This window comes from Photobacterium kishitanii (assembly GCF_003026355.1).
Lineage (GTDB): Bacteria > Pseudomonadota > Gammaproteobacteria > Enterobacterales > Vibrionaceae > Photobacterium > Photobacterium kishitanii.
On the sequence record NZ_PYON01000021.1, the window covers coordinates 1 to 22,307 of the forward strand.

Annotated in this window: 14 protein-coding genes and 2 tRNA genes; 14 read left to right on the forward strand and 2 right to left on the reverse strand. The window is 38.5% G+C overall.

What is annotated here, in order from left to right:
* Positions 1–7 precede the first annotated feature (7 nt).
* From C0W29_RS18090 to C0W29_RS18100, 3 genes are all read left to right on the forward strand, one after another.
* Positions 8–92: transfer RNA gene (locus C0W29_RS18090), tRNA-Tyr, on the forward strand.
* A 73-nt stretch (positions 93–165) separates the two neighbouring features.
* Positions 166–250 (forward strand) — tRNA-Tyr (locus C0W29_RS18095).
* A 147-nt stretch (positions 251–397) separates the two neighbouring features.
* Positions 398–2,035 carry a response regulator gene (locus C0W29_RS18100; RefSeq protein WP_045045676.1) on the forward strand — a complete coding sequence of 546 codons (1,638 nt, stop codon included), beginning with the start codon at positions 398–400 and terminating at the stop codon, positions 2,033–2,035.
* Here the strand turns inward: C0W29_RS18100 and C0W29_RS21670 are convergent.
* On the reverse strand, positions 2,032–2,187 hold the full coding sequence (locus C0W29_RS21670; protein ID WP_155395136.1) for a hypothetical protein: 156 nt from the start codon (positions 2,185–2,187) through the stop codon (positions 2,032–2,034). The two genes, C0W29_RS18100 and C0W29_RS21670, sit on opposite strands and share 4 nt — an antisense overlap.
* Before the next feature lie 37 nt (positions 2,188–2,224).
* Positions 2,225–2,473 (reverse strand): GlsB/YeaQ/YmgE family stress response membrane protein, encoded by a 249-nt coding sequence (locus C0W29_RS18105; RefSeq protein ID WP_036793593.1) that lies wholly within the window; start codon positions 2,471–2,473, stop codon positions 2,225–2,227.
* A 256-nt stretch (positions 2,474–2,729) separates the two neighbouring features.
* On the opposite strand from C0W29_RS18105, the gene xthA reads away from it, so the two are divergent.
* From xthA to C0W29_RS18160, 11 genes are all read left to right on the forward strand, one after another.
* Entirely contained in the window at positions 2,730–3,539 is an 810-nt protein-coding gene (gene xthA, locus C0W29_RS18110) for an exodeoxyribonuclease III (protein WP_045043847.1), read from the forward strand.
* Between the two features lie 508 nt (positions 3,540–4,047).
* Complete coding sequence (gene focA / locus C0W29_RS18115) at positions 4,048–4,914, forward strand: formate transporter FocA (RefSeq protein ID WP_036793588.1); 867 nt, start codon at positions 4,048–4,050, stop codon at positions 4,912–4,914.
* Positions 4,915–4,969: 55 nt separating this feature from the next.
* Positions 4,970–7,243, forward strand: coding sequence for a formate C-acetyltransferase (gene pflB, locus C0W29_RS18120; RefSeq protein WP_036793586.1), 2,274 nt, complete (start codon positions 4,970–4,972; stop codon positions 7,241–7,243).
* A 203-nt stretch (positions 7,244–7,446) separates the two neighbouring features.
* A complete protein-coding gene (locus C0W29_RS18125) occupies positions 7,447–9,048 on the forward strand; it encodes a response regulator (RefSeq protein WP_045043848.1) in 1,602 nt (533 codons plus the stop codon).
* Between the two features lie 30 nt (positions 9,049–9,078).
* On the forward strand, positions 9,079–13,026 hold the full coding sequence (locus C0W29_RS18130; RefSeq protein ID WP_045045677.1) for a transporter substrate-binding domain-containing protein: 3,948 nt from the start codon (positions 9,079–9,081) through the stop codon (positions 13,024–13,026).
* A gap of 9 nt (positions 13,027–13,035) precedes the next feature.
* Positions 13,036–14,253 (forward strand): EAL domain-containing response regulator, encoded by a 1,218-nt coding sequence (locus C0W29_RS18135; protein WP_045043851.1) that lies wholly within the window; start codon positions 13,036–13,038, stop codon positions 14,251–14,253.
* A gap of 134 nt (positions 14,254–14,387) precedes the next feature.
* Positions 14,388–15,128: a pyruvate formate lyase 1-activating protein gene (gene pflA, locus C0W29_RS18140; RefSeq protein ID WP_045043852.1), complete on the forward strand. Its 741-nt coding sequence runs from the start codon at positions 14,388–14,390 to the stop codon at positions 15,126–15,128.
* 565 nt (positions 15,129–15,693) lie between these two features.
* Positions 15,694–17,448 (forward strand): formate--tetrahydrofolate ligase, encoded by a 1,755-nt coding sequence (locus C0W29_RS18145; RefSeq protein WP_045045678.1) that lies wholly within the window; start codon positions 15,694–15,696, stop codon positions 17,446–17,448.
* A gap of 329 nt (positions 17,449–17,777) precedes the next feature.
* Entirely contained in the window at positions 17,778–18,284 is a 507-nt protein-coding gene (locus C0W29_RS18150) for a YfbU family protein (RefSeq protein ID WP_036793574.1), read from the forward strand.
* Between the two features lie 284 nt (positions 18,285–18,568).
* Entirely contained in the window at positions 18,569–20,953 is a 2,385-nt protein-coding gene (locus tag C0W29_RS18155) for an ATP-binding protein (RefSeq protein ID WP_045045679.1), read from the forward strand.
* A complete protein-coding gene (locus tag C0W29_RS18160; RefSeq protein WP_045045680.1) occupies positions 20,943–22,220 on the forward strand; it encodes a sigma-54-dependent transcriptional regulator in 1,278 nt (425 codons plus the stop codon). Before C0W29_RS18155 ends, C0W29_RS18160 begins: the two co-directional genes overlap by 11 nt.
* Positions 22,221–22,307 lie beyond the last annotated feature (87 nt).

Genomic DNA, 22,307 nt, shown 5'->3' on the forward strand with positions numbered 1-22,307 from the left:
ATCCCGTGGTGGGATTCCCGAGTGGCCAAAGGGAGCAGATTGTAAATCTGCCGGCACTGCCTTCGAAGGTTCGAATCCTTCTCCCACCACCATCATTTAGAAAGGTTGTTTATAACAACTTTTCGGTAATTAAAGTGAGCTTTAATTATAACAGTAACATCCCGTGGTGGGATTCCCGAGTGGCCAAAGGGAGCAGATTGTAAATCTGCCGGCACTGCCTTCGAAGGTTCGAATCCTTCTCCCACCACCATCATTCAACCAGTTGCCTTGCAGCTGGTTTTTTTATACCTATAAAATAATCCCGCACTTAAGCGTTTAATTTCTACTATCATTGAGATAACGTTAGATCTATACAATACATATTTCGTAGCCTTTCTGTTTCAGTATATGGATATTTATGACAGAAGAATTTACTAAAGCACCATCACATAATCCCCATGATATTCGCGTCCTCATTATTGATGATCAACCTTCCTCTGCCGCACTGATTAAAAATATTTTAGACAGTATCAATATCACTACTGTGGATATCGCGACCGATAGCGATAGTGCTTTTCAGTTATGTAAAAATACCCGTTATGATCTAATGATAATCGACTTCCACCTTGAACCAAATCTCAATGGCAGTGAATTACTGGCAGCAATTAGAAAAAGAAATCACATCAGTTCACATTGTGGTGTAGTGTTTATTTCTGGCGACCGCACACCTGAAGTCATTGTCACATCAATGAGCATCCATGCTGACAGTTTTCTCACTAAGCCGCTTAATATTGGTAAACTTAAAAAACGTGTCATCGCTATATATCAAGCTTGTCTATTACGCCAACCTATCTACACCGCACTAGATAATCATCAAACCTCACACGCTATTGAGCTATGCCGACAATTACTGCTATATAAGGGCCATAATCTTGAAATAGAAATACTATTGATTGATCTATTAATAGACCAACAAGATTGGCAACAAGCAACTCAGTTAATGACAACCTTTAGTCAGCAGACCAATAACCATAAACTCATTTTACGTCAAGCAAAGCTCAAGCACCGGTTAAATGAAACACAAGCGGCTATTCATTGCCTGCACAGTTTGATCAAACAAGTACCACTATATGTGGAAGCTTATGATGAATTAGCCACCTTATTACAGCAACAGCACCGCTACAATGATGCCAAAGTTATTGCTCAACAGGCGATGGTATTAACACCTGGGATCTGTCATCGCTCACTACTTGTGGCACAATTAGCTGCCGATACCAATGATCTGCCGTTATTTTTCAAAGCAGGAAAAGTACTTGCGGCCCACTTACCAATTATTGGTAATGATTGGATTGCTAGTTTTGCTGAATTTACGGCTATATTTGAACAGCTTGTCTGCCAACAATTATCGTTACCACAGAAGTTATTAATTTCACTGAAGACGATTCAGCAACATGCAAAGCGACGTTTAACCTATAAGCAGCAAGCAACCTTAGCTGACTTTAGTCATATCACTTTAGCGCGATTTGCTTTTTCAACTCAGCAGCCCTTAAAAGCCAAACGCCGGCTATTACATGGCTTAGCCCGTTATTATGGTAAAATGTCGCAAGCACCTACTGCAATTATGATTGATGCACTACCATTACTTATTCATTTCGGTGAGACACGCTTAATAGGTGAAATTTACCAAGCATTAATGAGTGGTGATTTATTAGATGACTATAGTTACCGCCGTCTCGCTCAATTAGGTGGCAATAAGTTCCTAATAGCAAACATTAGATTATTAATCTCGCAGCTTGTTACAGCAAAATCGATGCTTAACCATGATCCTCATAGAGCATACTGTATTTATCAAACTATTCTTCGAGATTATCCATATTGCACTGAAGCTCACCTTGGTCGTATTACGTGTTTATTACCCCAGCCTCAGTTTACTGACAACCACATTAATGACAGTCTATATTTGATCAAAAAAATGCCACTGCCACCGCCTTTAAGTGGATGGTTTACACAACTGCAGCAGCAAATTAAAGATGAAAAAACGATCATTAACGTTTAGTTCTCGCCATCATCATCATGAGTAGTTGGCTTATCAGATGCACCCTGTGCATATTTTTGATTGCGGTGTTGTTGTGCTTTTTCTTTTCTTAGTCGAGTATTGCGTTCATCCTCTGACTCAGAGCCGAACAACCGCTTAATAAAATCAAACATTATTATGCTCCATGATTATCGTTATATAACACCGTTATTAGCGAATAAAACGATTATAGATAAACAATAATATCAATGCGCCAGCGGTAGCAATAATAATACTGCCAAGGTTAATTCCTCCAGCAGCGCCAATACCAATCAATGAGCCAATCCATCCACCCGCTAAAGATCCTGCAATACCTAAACCACAAGTTGCAATCCAACCACCACCATCATTACCTGGCATTAACCATTTAGCTAATGCCCCAGCGATAAGACCCAAAATAATCCAAGAAATGATGCCCATATTACAGTTTCCTTCTATTAGTAAATAAAGATAACACCCGCTCATGGCTGTAGTGTTTGAGCTGATCATTTAAAAACAATAGCTTGTCATAAATAATATCTGCACCTCTATCATAGACCTGCAATAATCATCATGCCCAAATAAAGCAGCCATTTACTTATGCTCATATTCTCAATGGCGTGATCATATATTGAAGTGATGGGTTGATGTGCTAGTATCTGTAACCAATAATTATTCGCAGTTATGGATACTAAATATGAAAGTTATTTCTTTTAACATCAATGGGCTACGAGCTCGTTTACATCAACTTCAGGCTATTATCGATAAACACCAGCCTGATGTTATCGGTTTACAAGAGATTAAAGTTCATGACGAAGCCTTTCCATTAGCTGATGTGGAAGCAATGGGATACAAGGTTTACTTTCATGGCCAAAAAGCCCATTACGGCGTGGCAATGCTATGCAAGCAAGAACCTATTAGTGTTCAGAAAGGCTTTCCAAGCGATGATGACGAAGCTCAACGTCGAATGATCATGGCTACTTTTGCTCAACAAAACGGCACTACCATTACCGTAATGAACGGCTATTTCCCACAAGGTGATAATGTTAGCCACGAAACAAAATTTCCCGCGAAAGAAAAGTTTTATGCGGATCTAATGCACTACCTTAATGATAGTCATAGCGTTGATGATGAACTAATCATCATGGGCGATATCAATATAAGTCCAACGGACTTAGACATTGGTATTGGTCCGGTTAATGCTAAGCGATGGCTAAAAACGGGGAAATGTTCATTCCAGCCGATTGAGCGACAATGGTTAAAGACATTACTTGATTGGGGCTTTATTGATACGTTCCGTCAACTACACCCAACGGTAGATGATCAATTTTCATGGTTTGATTATCGTTCTAAAGGCTTTGTTGATAACAGAGGACTACGGATTGATGTGATCTTAGCAACACCAACATTAGCTAATCGTTGTATTGAATCAGGGATTGATTACGAACTACGCGGTATTGAAAAACCGTCAGATCATGCGCCAATTTGGTCAACTTTCAACGATTAATTTATTGGTTGTACAACGATAATCATTGTTTACATCAACAGATTTACATCGAAAAAGCCGATTATCATTGATAGCGGCTTTTTGTTAATTTTACATATATATTCATCACCACGCTTACACCATACCCACCTAGCATAAGTAATAAAAATACATCCCCAGAAAACACATTGATAACACCAATATAAAAAAAGTTGAATGAATATTCTTTTAGCGGCATAAATACGTTAAAAAAAAAACCATGAACAACTAACCCATTGATTTTAAAGGACGCGTAATTTTGTAACCATAGCTGTAAAATTATGAAACAAAATTACATTAAAATTTTTTTTAGTTTTTTCAAAAAAATTATACCGTTTAAATTCAACTGATTACATTATTTTGCAATGTAATATTATGTCTAATTTTGTTATAAATTTTCACCGCAATGATCCAGATCAAATTTATGATTCACAACCTTTGCTATTATTCTTGCAGCCTAACTTAAACCATAAAGAGCACCCCTGTGAAAATGGAAACTAATCCTTTTGACTCGCTGATGCCACCAGCTATGGCACATAAGGCCGAAGAAGTCGGCGTTTATAAAGCGACAAAACATCCGCTACAGTCATTCTTTTTAGCGATAACTGCTGGTGTTTTTATTTCAATTGCTTTTGTGTTTTACACAACAGTAACTACTGGCGCTGGTGATATGCCTTGGGGTATGTCTAAATTTGTTGGTGGGCTTGCATTTAGTTTAGGTTTAATCCTAGTAGTTATATGTGGCGGTGAGCTATTTACCTCTTCTGTATTAACCACGGTTGCTCGAGCAAGTGGACGTATTACTACTGGCCAGTTAATGAAGAACTGGGGCATTGTTTACTTCGGTAACTTTGTTGGCGCAATATTCTTTGTTGTGTGTATTTGGATTGCAAAACAACACCTTGGTGCCGATGGCCAATGGGGTATTAACGCAATGAAAATCGCACAACATAAGCTTCATCATAATTTTGGACAAGCTGTTGTTTTAGGTATTTTATGTAACCTAATGGTTTGTCTTGCAACTTGGATGACTTTTTCATGCCGTAGTGCGACTGATAAAGTTATGGTAATGTTGCTACCTGTTGCGATGTTTGTTGCAAGTGGTTTTGAGCACTGTATTGCAAATATGTTTATGATTCCAATGGGTATTGTAATTCACAGTTTCGCAAGTCCAGAATTCTGGGCAATGACAGGTGTAAATCCGGCTCAATTTGCAGATTTAACCATACATAATTTTATTGTAAACAACCTAATTCCCGTTACCATTGGTAATATTCTTGGTGGTGGTGTATTGGTTGGTATGACGTATTGGGTTATTCATCGCCGTCCAGAACTTAAAGGCAATAGCCACCACTAAGTTTTGACGCGAGAACACTTATTTTTTTCTACTGAATAGTATAGGTAGGTATACAATGGCAGAGCAATTTGCTGCATGGGAAGGCTTCACAGCTGGTGATTGGCAGAACGAAGTAAACGTTCGTGACTTTATCCAAAAGAACTACACTCCTTTCGAGGGTGACGGCTCTTTCCTTGAAACAGAAGCAACTCCAGCTACAGCTAAACTTTGGGAAGCTGTAATGGTAGGCATCAAACAGGAAAACGCGACTCACGCACCTGTTGATTTCGATACTGACGTTGTTTCTACTATCACTGCACACGACGCTGGTTACATCGACCAAGAACTTGAAACTATCGTAGGTCTTCAAACTGACGCGCCTCTTAAGCGTGGTTTGATCCCTAACGGTGGTATCCGCATGATCGAAAACTCATGCAAAGTATACGGTCGTGAACTAGATCCTACTATCAAGAAGGTTTACTCAGAGCTTCGTAAAACACACAACCAAGGTGTTTTCGATATCTACACTCCTTCTATCATCAAATGTCGTAAGTCTGGTGTTCTAACTGGTCTTCCTGATGCATACGGCCGTGGTCGTATCATTGGTGACTACCGTCGTATCGCACTTTACGGTATTGACAAGCTAATGGCTGACAAGCTAGCTCAATTCAAATCTCTAGAAGAAATGTTTGAGAACGGCGAAGATCTTCAAATGACTATGCAACGTCGTGAAGAGATCTGTGAGCAACACCGTGCGCTTGGTCAAATCAAGACTATGGCTGCTAAATACGGTTGTGATATCTCTCTTCCTGCTGCAACTGCACAAGAAGCTGTACAGTGGACTTACTTCGGCTACCTAGCTGCTGTTAAATCACAAAACGGTGCTGCAATGTCTCTAGGTCGTACTTCGACTTTCCTAGACATCTTCATCGAGCGTGATATTGCCGCTGGTAAGATCACTGAAGCACAAGCACAAGAAATGATCGACCACTTCGTAATGAAGCTACGTATGGTTCGTTTCCTACGCACGCCTGAATACGATGAGCTATTCTCTGGTGACCCAATCTGGGCAACAGAATCAATGGGTGGTATGGGTCTTGACGGTCGTACACTAGTTACACGTACTAACTTCCGTTTCCTAAACAGCCTATACACAATGGGTCCTTCTCCAGAGCCAAACATCACTGTTCTTTGGTCTGAGAAACTACCTGTAGGCTTCAAGAAGTTCTGTGCGAAGGTATCTATTGATACGTCTTCTATCCAGTACGAAAACGATGACCTAATGCGTCCAGACATGAACTCTGACGATTACGCTATCGCTTGTTGTGTATCGCCAATGGTTGTTGGTAAGCAAATGCAGTTCTTCGGAGCTCGTGCTAACCTTGCTAAAACTATGCTTTACGCAATCAACGGCGGTGTAGATGAGAAGCTTAAGATCCAAGTGGGTCCTAAGACTGACAAAGTAACTGCTGAAGTTCTTGACTACACAGATACTATGGATCGTCTAGATCACTTCATGGATTGGTTAGCAACGACTTACGTTTCTGCGCTAAACGCTATCCACTGGAGCCACGACAAGTACAGCTACGAAGCATCGCTAATGGCTCTACACGATCGTGACATCAAGCGTACAATGGCTTGTGGTATCGCTGGTCTTTCTGTTGCTGCTGACTCACTATCAGCGATTAAATACGCAACTGTTAAGCCTATCCGTGACGAAGATGGCATCGCTATCGATTTCGAAATCGAAGGTGACTATCCTAAGTTCGGTAACAATGACGCACGCGTTGATGACATCGCATGTGACCTTGTTGAGCGCTTCATGAACAAGATCCGTACTCACAAAATGTACCGTGATGCGATTCCAACTCAGTCTATCCTAACTATCACATCTAACGTTGTGTACGGTAAGAAGACGGGTAACACTCCAGACGGTCGTCGTGCAGGTGCTCCTTTCGCACCAGGTGCAAACCCAATGCACGGTCGTGACGAAAAAGGTGCTGTAGCTTCACTTACTTCTGTAGGTAAACTACCGTTTGCACACGCTAAAGATGGTATTTCATACACATTCTCTATCGTTCCAAACGCACTAGGTAAAGATCTTGATACTCAAGAGAATAACCTTGCAGGCCTAATGGATGGTTACTTCCACCATGAGACTGGCATCGAAGGTGGTCAACACCTTAACGTTAACGTTCTTAACCGCGAAACGCTAGAAGACGCAGTTAAGCACCCAGAGAACTACCCACAGTTAACTATCCGTGTATCGGGTTACGCTGTGCGTTTTAACTCTCTAACTGCTGAACAGCAGGCTGACGTTATTGCTCGTACTTTCACAGCTTCTCTATAATATAGAATCTCTGTGTAGGAAGTTCGCTTCCTAATAAAAAACCGGCTTATATAGCCGGTTTTTTTATGCCTCAAACTTTACACACAAAGACACATACTGTTACATTATTTGTGTTGTTCATATCACACTTTATAGCTACCCTGCGCGAAAAACACTCACAAAACGTAATTATTTAATTTTATGCTTAAGGATACGACTTTCTCATGCGCAGAACTCAATCAGTATTGATTGTCGACGACAGTAGTATTATCCAACAAACAACCAAGCTAATTTTAGTTAATGGACAATTTCAAAGCGCTAATATCTTTTGCGCCTCTAATGCATCTGAAGCAATCAAATATTGCCAACAACAAGACTTTGATATTTTATTTCTGGATTTCAACCTTGGCTTTGGTAGCACTGGCTTACAATTACTTGAACGCCTCCACCACAATGGTTTATTACAACATTCACCACTCATTTTTATTCTTACTGCAGATGACTCCCCTGCGGTATTGATGGGTTTTTCTGAATACCAACCCGACGATTACCTCGTTAAACCTCTACGTTTAAATACCTTAAAACAGCGCTTAGAATATAGTTTTGAACAACGTGTAATAAATGATCACGCTTTTGAGCGTTACTTACATTCAGGTATTAGTGGAATTAAAGCCATATGTGCAAAAACTAATTCACCGCAGAGCACTCACAGCGCAATGATAACGGCAGTGGCAAAACGCTTATTTAACCAAAAAAAGCCTCACCTCGATGCCGATATAGAGGCGCTATTAACTCTAATCCAATACCAAGAACAAAGCTTACCTGCCCAGCTGCTATTGGCAAAACTATGGCTACGACAACAAAAATTTCAAGCGCTTGAACCACTATTAGTGAAATTACGCCGCCTATATCCTGATCATTTAATGCTACTGGAATACAGTGCATGCCTAGCACTGTTACAAAATAAGATCACTCAGGGTTATGATTTTTGGTTGCAAGCCCATAATGTTAGTAAAAATAATTTACACCGCTTATTTGGTTTATTATGGATCGAATGTCATTTTCATAACCATAGTGCAATGCAGCAACACTTACGTGAAGCTATCTCATATCTTCGCCATTCAGTATGGGATAAGCCTTGCTACCACGCTTTTATTATTTGGCTACAACTGCAACACAGTGATAAAAAGAGCTTACCCATTGAGCGTTTATGGCGCACAATCAGTCAGCAAAAAACCATAACTAAAAATGAGCGGCCCTTTATTTATTTACTGCAAGCATGGCAATATTTAGACAGCGATAACACACTTAATGCTTACAAAAGCTACATTGCTGCGCTAGATATGATCCAACAAACATCCCCAGAACATCATAGTTTTGAGTTTGATGCTATCGCCCTCTGTATTAGTAACCGCCTAGCAATGACACGTCATCAAATAACATGCTACCAACGATTACAACATAATCTCAACCAACATAGTAATGAGCCTCATTCTATTATAAAAAACATGTGGTTAGAGACAATGCAGCCGACATCAAGTAATCAGGATGACGAAAAATATCGTTATGCTCTTAGGTTAGTAAAACAAAAATATTATATTGAGGCCGGACAGGCTATTTTACAATTATGGCCTCACTATCGTTTTGATGAGGTTTTAGCACGCTGCTTAGTCGAATTATCTTCACGCGGGTATGTAGACGGCGATCCACAACACCAATTATGGATAAAAGAAGCTAGATGGACATTTGAGTCACAGGAATTTAAACCAGATTGGTATTTGAAACTAAAAACACAATATCGCAGCCTGCAACGGCCTCTATATTAGCCCACTGATTTATGATTTAGGTATTCTTTCATGCGTAATATAATGCTGTTGCTAACATTAATCTTTAGCCTTACCATACATGCCTCTCCAGCGAATGAAGCAACAGCTAAACCTATTTTAACTGTGGGCTATACCTCGTTTAATTGGGCACCGCTAGCCTTTAAAAATAACGGTAAAATTATTGGCTTATTACCTTCTTTAATGGACGCTATTGCGAATAAAGCTGGCTATCAAGTCAAAAATATCGCTTACTCGAGTTTTGATGAGATGTTATCAGCATTTAAGCGTAATGAGGTCGATCTCTTAATTGGTGTTGCTTCAACATTTGATCGCCAAAAATATATGGTCTTTAGCGATCCTATTTTAAGTACCTCATTCGCGATGATCAGTCGTTCACCACAACATACCAAGATAGCCGATCTAAATGATGTTATCGTTAGTGTTGAAAATGGCTTTGCAATAGAACAAAAAATAATCGATCTACAAATTAAAGGTCAAATCCTCGCAATGCCATCAGCTACTGTGGCACTTAATGCCGTCGAGACGGGATTAGCGGATGTATATATTGGCAATGGCCTCATCTTGCAAAATTTATATACCTTTGGAGATTTTAAGCGATCATTATATTTTTCGCCGCTAACAGAGCTTCCTTTTGAACGCTTATATATCACTGCAACTAAAAACAATCGCGCTATTATTGAAAAAATCAACAACGCTTATAATCAACTTCCCGAATCAGCGCTAACTGAAATTTATGATAATTGGTTAACAAATACACAAAAAAAAATGTTAGGTGATCCCCATGCGCTACATCTGACCGCCGCAGAAACTCACTATTTACAACAGCATCAAAATATTCGTATTGGTTATCAATTTCCGATATCTAGCGCATTAAATCAAAACGATATTACTCTACATCAACTTAACGATACTTTAGACCATATAAAAAATAAGCTTCATTTCACGACGACTATCGTCCCTATCCGTGACTATCAAGACGCCAAACAGAAATTAGCCAATAATGAAATTGATATTATTGCCGCGATAGCAATGACAAAAAAACGCCATAGAGAACTCGCATTTACAGCCCCTTACGGCAACGATAAATGGGTCATGGTCGATCGTATTAATCATCGAAAATTAATAGGTATTAATAAGACCGATATCATTGGTGTTCTGACTTCTGGCTTTGGCGCGAGTCTTGTAAAAGAACATTATCCAACGGCCAAGATCCATCAATTTAAAACCAAACTAGATATTTTACATGCTTTAGCCAATGGCGAGATTAATTATGCGGTTATTTCACTCTCAGCAGCTCATGTACTATTACAAAAAAACTTTTTAGGTCAATTTAAAATTGTCTCAAGCCATATCGATGATCACAATCGCAAAGTGTCATTTGCTGTTAAAAAAGACAACTTACCGTTACGTGATATTTTTAATAAGGCCATGGACTCTTTGCCGCCTGGCACCTTAATCAATATTCAAAAAAAGTGGCATACGGTCACCCTTAAAGCCGATGGTAATTATCATCGCTTAATTACCTTCATCATCATATTTGGGTTAGTGATCAGCGCTATTATTGGTGCAATTACGGTCTGGAATCGTCGTTTAACAAATGAGATCAAGCATCGTAAAGCCGTTGAGGATAAATTAACCTATTTAACCAACAACTTTGATGGCGTATTAATTCAGCATCACCAAAAAAGTGATGATCCAATGGATATTGATATCCTGTTTATGAGTGAAAAGATTGCCGATTTCACGGGTATATCTGCAAGCAAATTTTATTTTTTTCCGCATTTACTCCAAGATCGTATCGCCCAACGTGAGGATTATCAAAATCTACTTACGGCAATGCGTAATGCGGTAAAACAAGGCTATTGGCGTACAGAGTTACAAATTAATGCTCAAGATTCCAGGAGCTCACGTTGGATTGAAGTACGCAGTCAAATAACACCAGCAGCAATAGGTTGGCAGTGGAATAGCATTTTGATTGATATCACTCAATTGAAACACCAACAATTAGCACTAACAACTGCCAAACAAAAATCTCAAGCGGCAACCACGGCAAAATCACGCTTTTTAGCCATGATGAGTCACGAAATTCGCACTCCAATCAGTGGGATTATTTGTTTATTAGACTTAATGAAACCTTACTCACAACAACCTGAATTACGTCAAATTCACCAAAACTTAACGCTCTCAAGCGAAAATTTATTGAATATTGTCAATGATGTATTAGATTTCTCTAAGCTTGAATCCAAAAAACTCAAGCTCGATATTCGTGAAAAAACATTAACTAAAATTGTGACTATTTTAGTACAACCCCATGCTATTCATGCCGCACAAAAAGGGCTTGATTTTAAGTTATGGCTTGATCCTAATATCGCCCAAAGTTTACGTTTTGATAGTATGCGTCTTAAGCAGGTTCTCAATAACTTACTAAATAATGCGATTAAATTTACCTCTCAAGGATCAATTTATCTAGATATTAGCCTGTTATCACAACAAAATAACCAGCAGATCATTGCATTTAAAGTAACTGATACTGGAATTGGTATTTCCCCACAAGATATTAATAAGTTGTTTCAACCTTTTGAGCAGATAGACCAAGACAGCGCTCGTCGTTATGACGGCACAGGATTAGGACTATCTATTTGTCATCAATTAATCCAGCTCATGGGTGGTACTATCACGGTATCAAGTCAGCTTGATCAAGGGACAAGTTTTAGCATTATACTAACGTTTGATATTTGTCAGCCGACAAAAATTAAGCCATTAAAAAAACACTGTGGCTTATTAGCGATGGTGAATGATCCTATTTTGGTGGATTACTTAACTGCTTGGCAATGTGCAATTACAACATTAAACCCGACGACTAAAGAACAACTTGCGGCAGCCGTATCCACACAATGTATTGATACACTTTTTATCCCTCAATCATGGGCAACTGAGCATAATATCGACCTTAATTGGATCGCAATTAACTTACCATCGGTAAATTGGATCACCATTACTTCAGCGAATGTGATGTTAACGTCAAATATTAATGCGCGTAATATTTCTCTGAGCCCATTATTACCTCAGCAACTTTACCGTGCATTAACGCAACCATTCCAACCTTATAATAATGATAGTCAATACCAATATACGTTACCTGTAACCTTGACCCGTGAGCAGGCCATTGCGAATAATCGTTATATTTTGGTCGCAGAAGATCATCCAATAAACCAACAAATACTTAAGCAGCAATTGGAACAACTTAATTATGCGGTTGATATTGTTGATAACGGAAAACAGGCTTTAATTGCGTTAGCTGACAATCACTACAATATTTTATTAACTGATTGTCATATGCCCGAAATGGACGGCTATGAGTTAGCTAAAACAATTCGAGAGCAAGAACAACAAACTGCAACTATCGCATTACCAATTATTGCTATTACAGCTAACGCCCTAACTAATACTGAGCGTTTTAAGACGATGGGATTTAGCGATTATTTAATTAAACCGCTAAAACAGCAGCAGCTAAAAGAAGTGTTAGCTCAATGGTTACAGCCTGTAAACGTAACCAATAACGTCCCAAATTTAACACAAGTAGGCACTAAACAAGTAACGACATCAAATATATCAACAGCCGCTATTGCTATGATTGATATCAATGAGTTATTACCAATATTCGGTGATAACGAGCTTTGTCAGACGCTACTTCAACAATATTTAGCTTCTTGTGTTGATGATTTAACTCAACTTAACACTGCAATAGCACAACAAAACAATGATAGTATATTTATGATTAGTCATCGAATGAAAGGAGCAGCACGGATGATGGCTTTTCATCAATTAGCACAAGCTACCCATGATCTTGAGTTATGCTCGCAGCAAGTTCAAATAAATACTACCGATTTACAGCGTAACTATTTACATATTGAACAATTAATCGAACAATTATCACTGCAAATTCATAGCACATAGGATCGACATATGAATATATTATTGATTGAAGATCATGACTTTCAGCGTCAAGTTCTTGCAACCCAATTAGCTCATTTAATCGATCCAAATCACGATCATATACATTGTGCTACCAATGGTATTGATGCCTTAGCGGCAATGAAAACGTATCAACCACAATTATTGCTCTGTGATCTCAATATGCCACAAATGGATGGCATTAGTTTTCTCGGTCATCTTGCTGAACAGCAGTTTACTGGCGCGATTATTATTACCAGTGCTTTAGATAAAGAGGTACTCAATAGTGTCAATAAAATGTGTAAAAACTATGGTCTTAACCTATTAGGAACTTTAGTTAAACCAACTCATCTTGATCAATTAAAACAATTATTGACACTTGCAATGAATAATCTACAACCTGTAGCGATAACGCATCCATTACAACTAGACATTAAAGAACAAGATATTCTCGATGCGTTTACTGCTGGTTATCTAACACCTTACTACCAACCAATTGTAAACCTAACAACGGGTGAGTGGGTTGCCAGTGAGGCATTAATTCGCTTTATACATCCTAATCATGGCATCGTACCAGCAGTAAAATTCATTAAACATTTAGCCAATATTGGTAAAGATAGTCAGCTAGCATTACTCATCATTAACCACATCATTAGCCATCAAGATATTTTTTGCGGACGTAAAGTGGCGGTTAATATATCAGCGAAAACATTGGTCGAACGTAGTTTTATTAATAGTGTATTAGCGCTACACCACCAATATCCACAACTGCATCATTGGTTGTATTTTGAATTAACTGAATCTGAACTTTTTGAATCTGCCGGAAAGGCACTAGAAGCTGCGGCACGGTTAGGCATGCATGGTTTTAATCTCTCAATTGATGATTTTGGCACTGGTTATTCATCACTCAAACAACTTGATATTTTACCGTTCAAGTCATTAAAGTTAGACATCGGTTTTGTCCAAGCAATGCCAACTAGCTACACCGCAAAAGTCATTATTGAAACATGCTTATTATTAGCTCAACGCCTCAACTTAACCACCATCGCTGAAGGTGTTGAAGATATTACCTTGTGGTTAAAACTGCAAAAAATGGATTGTGAATTAGCACAAGGGTATTTTATTTCACCGCCACTGCCCTTTAGTCAAATCCCAATTTGGCATACTCAATGGCAGCAGCGCAGTCAACAACTGCTTAATAATTCACCGCCAAAAGATATCACTACATAAACACAAGTAGTATGAATATCAACCACAACTAAATGGTCATGTTGATTAACAATCCTGAGTTTTCGCTATATTCAGACATCGTTTTGTAATAAAATAACATGCAAATAAAACGCAGTATGCGGAGAAATAGAACAATGTCAGTAACAGGTCGTATTCACTCTTTCGAATCTTGCGGAACCGTCGATGGGCCAGGAATTCGGTTTATTGTATTCCTGCAAGGTTGCTTAATGCGCTGCAAATACTGTCACAACCGTGATACATGGGATACCCATGATGGTCGTGAAGCTACCGTTGAAGAATTAATGCATGAAGCGAGATCATACCGTCACTTCATGAATGCTTCTGGTGGCGGTGTTACCGCTTCTGGTGGCGAAGCTATGCTACAACCAGAATTTGTCCGCGATTTCTTCCGTGCTGCACAAGCAGAAGGTATCCACACTTGCCTTGATACCAATGGCTACGTTCGTAAACATACTGATGTGGTTGATGAAGTATTGGACGCAACGGATCTGGTCATGCTTGATCTTAAACAAATGGATGATGCCATCCACCAAGATCTCGTTGGCGTTGCTAATAAACGTGTGCTTGATTTTGCACGCTATCTACACCAACGTGGTCAAAAAACTTGGATTCGTTATGTCGTCGTCCCTGGTTATACAGATGATGAACGTTCAGCACACTTGTTGGGTGAATTCATTAAAGACATGGACAATATCGAAAAAATTGAGCTGTTGCCTTACCATCAGCTTGGTGAGCACAAGTGGGAAGCGCTTGGCTATGAATACCCTCTAAAAGGGGTTCAGCCACCGAAAAAAGAAACCATGGAAAAAATTAAAGACATTCTTGCTAGTTATGGCAAGAAGGTAATGTATTAGTATTTAATCATTATCTGATTATTACAAATACAAAAAGAGCGGCTTATCTTTACCTTTAAGGAAATAAGATAAGTCGCTCTTTTCTGTTTAATACTTAAATAAAAACCGTTTATTTATCGGGACAGCGGTAAAATAACAACAAGGAAAGAAATTAACGCCACCATAATAAATAATGAAAGAGGTAAGGTGTATTGCCACTTCGTTACAGGTTCTTGTTCTTGCATAATCACTTCCTTTACTATATTTACACCCTAATTGATCAGGGTCATTTTTTATGTACTATCTACTTTAAAGGCAGAGCAAAAAACAACCAATAACTAATATTGAAATAATACATTCCATTATCGTAAAAAACTAAAAACATCCTCTCTTTATTTATTCTTACATGGCAATAAACTCTTAAAAAAGTCCAAAAAACCATAAAATGATACTTATTCATGATAAAGTTATGGTATAAACAAAAAGCAAACGTTTGCGCTAATGAAAAAGCATCGATCTACCTTTATAATAGCGCCCAATACCAGTATTCGTATTATTCTCTCAGCCTATGAGGAAATTAGCACTCATGAAAAGCGACATCGAAATTTGCCGTGCAACGCTACTCACTCCCATTGATCGCATTGCCTTAAATGCCGGCATTGAAGCACAAGATCTTACGCCTCAAGGCAGCTTAAAAGCGAAAGTTAAACCCGCTATTTTAAAACGCTTACTCAATAAGCCTGAAGGTAAACTCATACTGGTAACGGCAATTACTCCCACCCCTCTGGGTGAAGGTAAAACGGTAACAACTATAGGCTTAGCACAAGGCTTAGCTAAAATTGAACGTTTGGTATTTGCTTGTATCCGTCAACCATCAATGGGACCAGTATTTGGTGTTAAGGGTGGCGCTGCCGGTGGTGGTTATAGCCAAGTAGCACCAATGGAAAAGCTCAACTTACACTTAACCGGTGACATTCATGCTGTCACTGCGGCCCATAATCTTGCAGCAGCAGCACTAGATGCTCGTCTCTATCACGAAGCACGTTTAGGTTATGATGCTTTTAGTGCGCATACCGGCTTACCAGCACTACGGATTGATATTAATAATATTAGCTGGAAGCGTGTTATGGACCACAATGATCGTGCATTACGTATGATCACTGTCGGTCAAAATGAACCAGGAAAAACCATTAATGGACTTGAGCGTCATGATGGATTTGATATTTCAGCCGCTTCTGAATTAATGGCTATTTTAGCTCTAGCGACTGATTTAGCTGATATGCGCCAACGGATCGGTAAAATCGTCGTGGCCTATAACCTTGATGGCGAACCAGTTACCACAGAAGATCTGCAAGTAGCTGGCGCAATGGCGGTTACCATGTGTGAAGCAATTGAGCCAACATTAATGCAAACCTTAGAGGGTGTGCCAACCCTTATTCATGCGGGACCATTTGCAAATATTGCCCACGGTAATTCATCAATCATTGCTGATAAAATTGCACTTAAATTAAGTGAGTTTACCGTTACTGAAGGTGGCTTTGGCTCAGATATGGGGTTTGAAAAAGCCTGTAATATAAAAGCACAACAAGCACAACGTGGACCTGATTGTGCAGTAGTAGTTGCCACCCTACGCGGCCTCAAAGCGAATTCAGGACTTTATGACTTACGACCAGGGCAACCCTTACCCGACACTATTTTTGAACCAGATGCTAAAGCGTTACTCGCTGGTTTTGACAATTTACGGTGGCATATCAATAACGCTGCCAAATATGGGGTACCTGTTGTGGTTGCGATTAACCGTTTTCCACAAGATACCGATCAAGAACTTGAACAGCTAAAACAATTAATTTTAGACTCCACCTTCAATGTGCATGTTGATGTTGCCTTAAGTGAAGCATTTGCAAAAGGTGGTAATGGTGCAATTGAACTTGCCCATGCCGTCGTTAATGCTTGTAAAACGCCCGCTAACTTCAAGCCGCTTTATACGTTAGATCAAACTATTGAAGAGAAGTTAATGGCAGTTGCTGAAGTTGGTTATGGTGCTAAAAATATTGAACTTTCACCTTTAGCAACCCAACAATTAGCTCAATTAAAAGCACAAGGTTTTAATAATTTAGCTATTTGTATGGCAAAAACGCCATTATCGATTACGACCGAGCCACATATTAAAGGGGCGCCAACGGATTTTACCGTTCCGATTAGAGAGTTAAAACTGTGCGCAGGTGCTGGCTTTATCTATGCATTATGCGGCAATGTTATGACCATGCCCGGTTTGCCTGAAAAACCAGCATTTATGAATCTTGATCTTGATGATGATGGCAATATTATCGGTCTGAGTTAGCCCCTGAGCATCAGCGATTACAGTATCAGTAGCATTTATTGGCTACTGATACTATTTGATATACCCACTATAGCCATTCACATTATAATGAACTTACAAGACTACCAAAAAATAGTTTTCAATTAAAATCAAGAAGATAAAATTTTCACCAACATATCAAACAGATAACATCCATTAACAAAAAATAATCCTATTCGTGGTGTCAGATCATTTTATTTTACACCCAACCTGCTAATCTCACCTTCATAACAACGATTCCTTGCATTCACTACAGCGACACATAAACACTGAGTGAGAGCAATCTATAAAAAATTTGAGGTTTACCAGCTATGGAAATGACTAACGCTCAACGTCTAATTCTATCAAATCAATACTACATCATGGCAAAACTTACGCCTGAAAATTCTGAAAAGTACCGCCGCCTACAAATGATTGTAGAGCGTGGCTATTGTTTACAAATGCGTGAACTGGATAAAGATTTTGGCGAAGTGTCAGAAGACGAATGTAAACAAGTCATTGAAATAATGGAAATGTACCATGCGCTACAAGAATCATTCAATTTAGAAGATTGTCGTTGTGATGGCGCAAAAGATATTGATCAACGTCGCCTACAATTCTTAGGCTTCGATGTTAGCACTGAAGCTAAATTAGTAAATTACGTTCGCTTCCTGACCAATGATGAAGGCCTATACCCACAGTTTCCTAAAAATGAACATCAATTTAATAGCCACGTACCGATGCTTGAAAAGTATCTACGAATGCTAAATATTTGGCGCGCATGCCCACGTCACTATCATTTATCATGTAGTGAAATCCAACGAATTATTACTGCATAGTTTTAATCTCTCCTGCGCAATAAAACCGAGTGAATATACTCGGTTTTATTTCATTACTCTTATTCTCATCGAATAAAAACAAACGCCAAAATCGCAACCATTAAGTTACGTTATAGTAACTTAACAACCGCGCGCTAATATATAGCCTTTATTTTGTTATAAAAACCGTTAGTGATCACTTCAATCACTACGTATAATCATTTCACTTCTTCGCTCTTAATTAGCGACCAAATAGCGTCACTCTTTATTAGCAAATGCCATTATAAATGGAATGAAAAATAACAATGTTTCGTTGCGTAAAAAATAATACTATCGGTAATCGTCTGACCTCAGCCATTATCTTAATGGCATTTTTAACTATCAGTGTCAGTGTTATTGCGGCATTAACATGGCAGAAACTTAGCCAGCAAATAGGGACGATTGCCAATGACAATATGCCAACCTTACGTGCTAGCTATCGCTTAGAGCGAAGTACTGCAGAATTACAAGCAGCGCTAACCGCATTAGATATAAATATTAACCCGCTAAAACACAAAGCCATTAAGAAAAATATTGCTTCTATTTTAACGGATATTCATCAATCAATAGATAATATATCGAGTTTATACTACTACCCCAAAATAAAATCAGGTCAAAAGTTATTAGTAGCAAACATTGATAGTTATATCGCCTTATTACAACAACGAAATACGCATCAATTTGCCCTTAAACAAACAGAAAATACGATTAAGTGGCTTCATCAAGATTTAATTGATGAGTTACAACCGTTGCGACTAGAGATTGAATGGCAAATGGTGAGACTACTGAATAATCCTCAGCAATCACCGCTTAAGCACGATACTAATATCAAAAATGTCATGACTGAATTTTCGGTTATTCAAGCAATTACGGTTAATGAAAATGAATTACATCAACTTATTGAAGATATTATTCAACATCGCCAACACAGTGATATTAATACAGCCTTTGATGCTATTGGTCAGAAAATAGTCCAACTCAATAAAATTAGTAAGCAACTAAATAATTACCCATCGACAATTACCTACCGTCAATTACAGCAAGAATTTACTCACTTAGTTATTCCTAATGGTAAGCTTCAAAAATTATTAATCCAAGACAATATAAATAATATAAATATCAATAAAGCACAGAGTAATATTCGGAATCAACTAACACAACAAGAAAATATAATTCAAACCTTAGTTAATCATGCCGATAATGCCTTAGCTAAACTCAATGGTGAAACACGACACTCAATTTGGATCAGTAATTTAGTTTTATTTGGAGTGGTCTTTATTACCATTATCCTTAGTATTATTTTATCGATTTATGTTGTCGGGCGTGGTGTGGTCAAACGCTTAAATCTACTTGGTAAAGATTTACAAGCTATTGCAAGTGGCGATCTTAATGCTCATATACAAACAACAGGTATTGATGAGATTGGTATTTTAGGTGACAATTTGCGCTATTTTTGTCAACAAATGCAAGAAATTCAAAATTCAAATGCACTGAATCTAATCAATAATACTCAAGCCAGCATTATTACTTGTGATCTCAATGGCGCCGTGGAGTCTGTTAATCCTCAAGCATTAACGCAATTAAACTTCTGTAATGTCACCAAAAAGCATCAAGTTTGGGATTTATTTAATAATTCAGTCATAACAAAATTAAAGCATTTGTTCACTATCAATGGGCCATTAATGATCAATGGCGCATACAATATGACAGTAAAATTAGTCACTAAACACAATCAAAGTTTATATTTACGGCTCGATTTTCGTACTTTTACTCAAGGTAATGATGGCAAAGTTATTATTACTATGACGGATATTACCGAGCAAGAAAATACTGCACGCTGGTTAGAAAATACCGTTGCTGAAAAAACGCAATCATTAACGATTAGAAATCAGCAGTTGCGGGATGAAATAGAAGATCGTAAACGGATTGAAGGTGATTTGATCGAAACTCAAGATGAATTAATTCAAGCTGCGAAAATGGCGGTTGTTGGTCAGACTATGACATCACTCGCACACGAACTTAATCAACCTTTATCTGCGATTTCTACGCGGATCTTCAGCGCCAAACTTGCACTTGATCACAAAAAATACGAAAATCTACCCGAAAATCTGACAAAAATTGACGATCTTGTTACTCGAATGAGTAAACTAATCATAAGCTTTAGAAACTTTGCTAAAAAACAATCAGCAACCAAGCCATTAAGCAAAGTTGATATTCAAGATTCAATCAAACAAGCATTAACATTGGTTGAAAGTCGTGCCAAAGTTCAAAAAATAACAATGGTAAACACAATTGACCAGTCACTGTATGCACTTGCCGATCAAGTTCAGTTAGAACAGATTTTGGTAAACTTATTGGTCAATAGTTGTGATGCTGTTGCTCATTGTGAACAACGTAAAATAGAAATTATTCAACTAGATAGTCCATCGGATAAAATCCGTTTGGCTGTCTATGATAGTGGTGATGGTTTTGATGCCAGCATCATAGAAAAATTATTCATTCCCTTTACCACCACTAAAGACGTTGGGTTAGGCCTTGGGTTAAGTATTTGTGGTTCAATTATGACGCGACTAAAGGGTGAAATCTTCCTTGCCTCTAGCTTATCAGGTGGAGCAATGGTCGTACTGGAGTTAAATAAATATGATAAGTGATGATATTGAAGTACTGATTGTGGATGACGATCATGATGTTGTCGAAGCCTATCAAGAACTACTTGAAATAGCTGGATTTAAAGCAAAAGCCGTAACTGATTCAACCTTAGTATTGGGAATGCTAAAACGTAATTGGCCTGGCGTTATTGTCTCTGATATGTACATGCCAGGTTTAGATGGTATGGAACTATTGGCTAAAATCCAACAGTTTGATCATGAGCTGCCAGTAATTATTATTACTGGTCATGGTGATATTCCAATGGCTGTTGGAGCGCTTAAAAAAGGTGCCGTCGACTTTTTGCAAAAGCCATTACAGCCAAAAGAACTGATTACGCTACTTGAGAAATACTTACCTCAACGTCGACAAATCATTGAGCAACGCAACACATTACACACCACCACTGCGGAAGTATTATTGGGAGAAAGCCCATTAATTATTAAAATTCGTGACCAATTAAAAACCATCGCTCTAACAACCAAAGATGTTTTAATTGAAGGTGAAAGTGGTACCGGTCGGCATACTGTAGCGAAATTACTTCATCAAAATAGCCAATTAAGTAATGGTCCTTTTGTTGAAGTCAATGCGGCGAATATTACCCGTACCCCAGATTTACAACGCAGCATGATTTCAGCTCGTAGTGGATGTTTATGTTTATGTAACCCACACCACATGCCGATTGAAACCCAACAATGGTTATGTCGTTTTTTACTTGAACAAGAGCGCCAAGGTAAAAAGGAAGTACGTGTGATCGCTTTATTTGATGGCGACCCGACTGAATCTGTTGAAACCGAACAATTTTTACCAGAGCTATTCTACTTTTTAAGTCAAGTGCGGTTTAATTTACCAACATTGCGTCAGCGTAGTAGTGATATCACGTTGATATTTAAACACTACATAAAGCAAAGTTGTAAAAAGCTCAATAAAGCAATCCCCGCGATTGATAAAGCTTACCTCGCTATTTTGAACCGTTATGAATGGCCAGGAAATGTATTAGAGCTTAAAAACGTTGCTGAATTGTATGCCATCGGCATCGTCAAGCTAGCAGGGCAAGAGCGATCTAAACCTTTAGATCAAATGAGTAGCCCACTCGATGATCTGGTTGATGGCTATGAAAAACAAGTAATTGAAGATGCATTATATTTGTTTTCTGGTCGCATCAATGAAGTGTCATCATACTTACAGATACCGCGCAAAAAGCTGTATTTGAGAATGAAAAAACACGGACTCGACAAGGCTGAATATAAAGTGCGCACTACGAGCCAATAACATACAACACCGCAAGCCTTCAGTGATGAGGGCTTGATTTTATTTATCCTCAAAATCTGTTAGCGGCAACCGCTAATAACCATTACA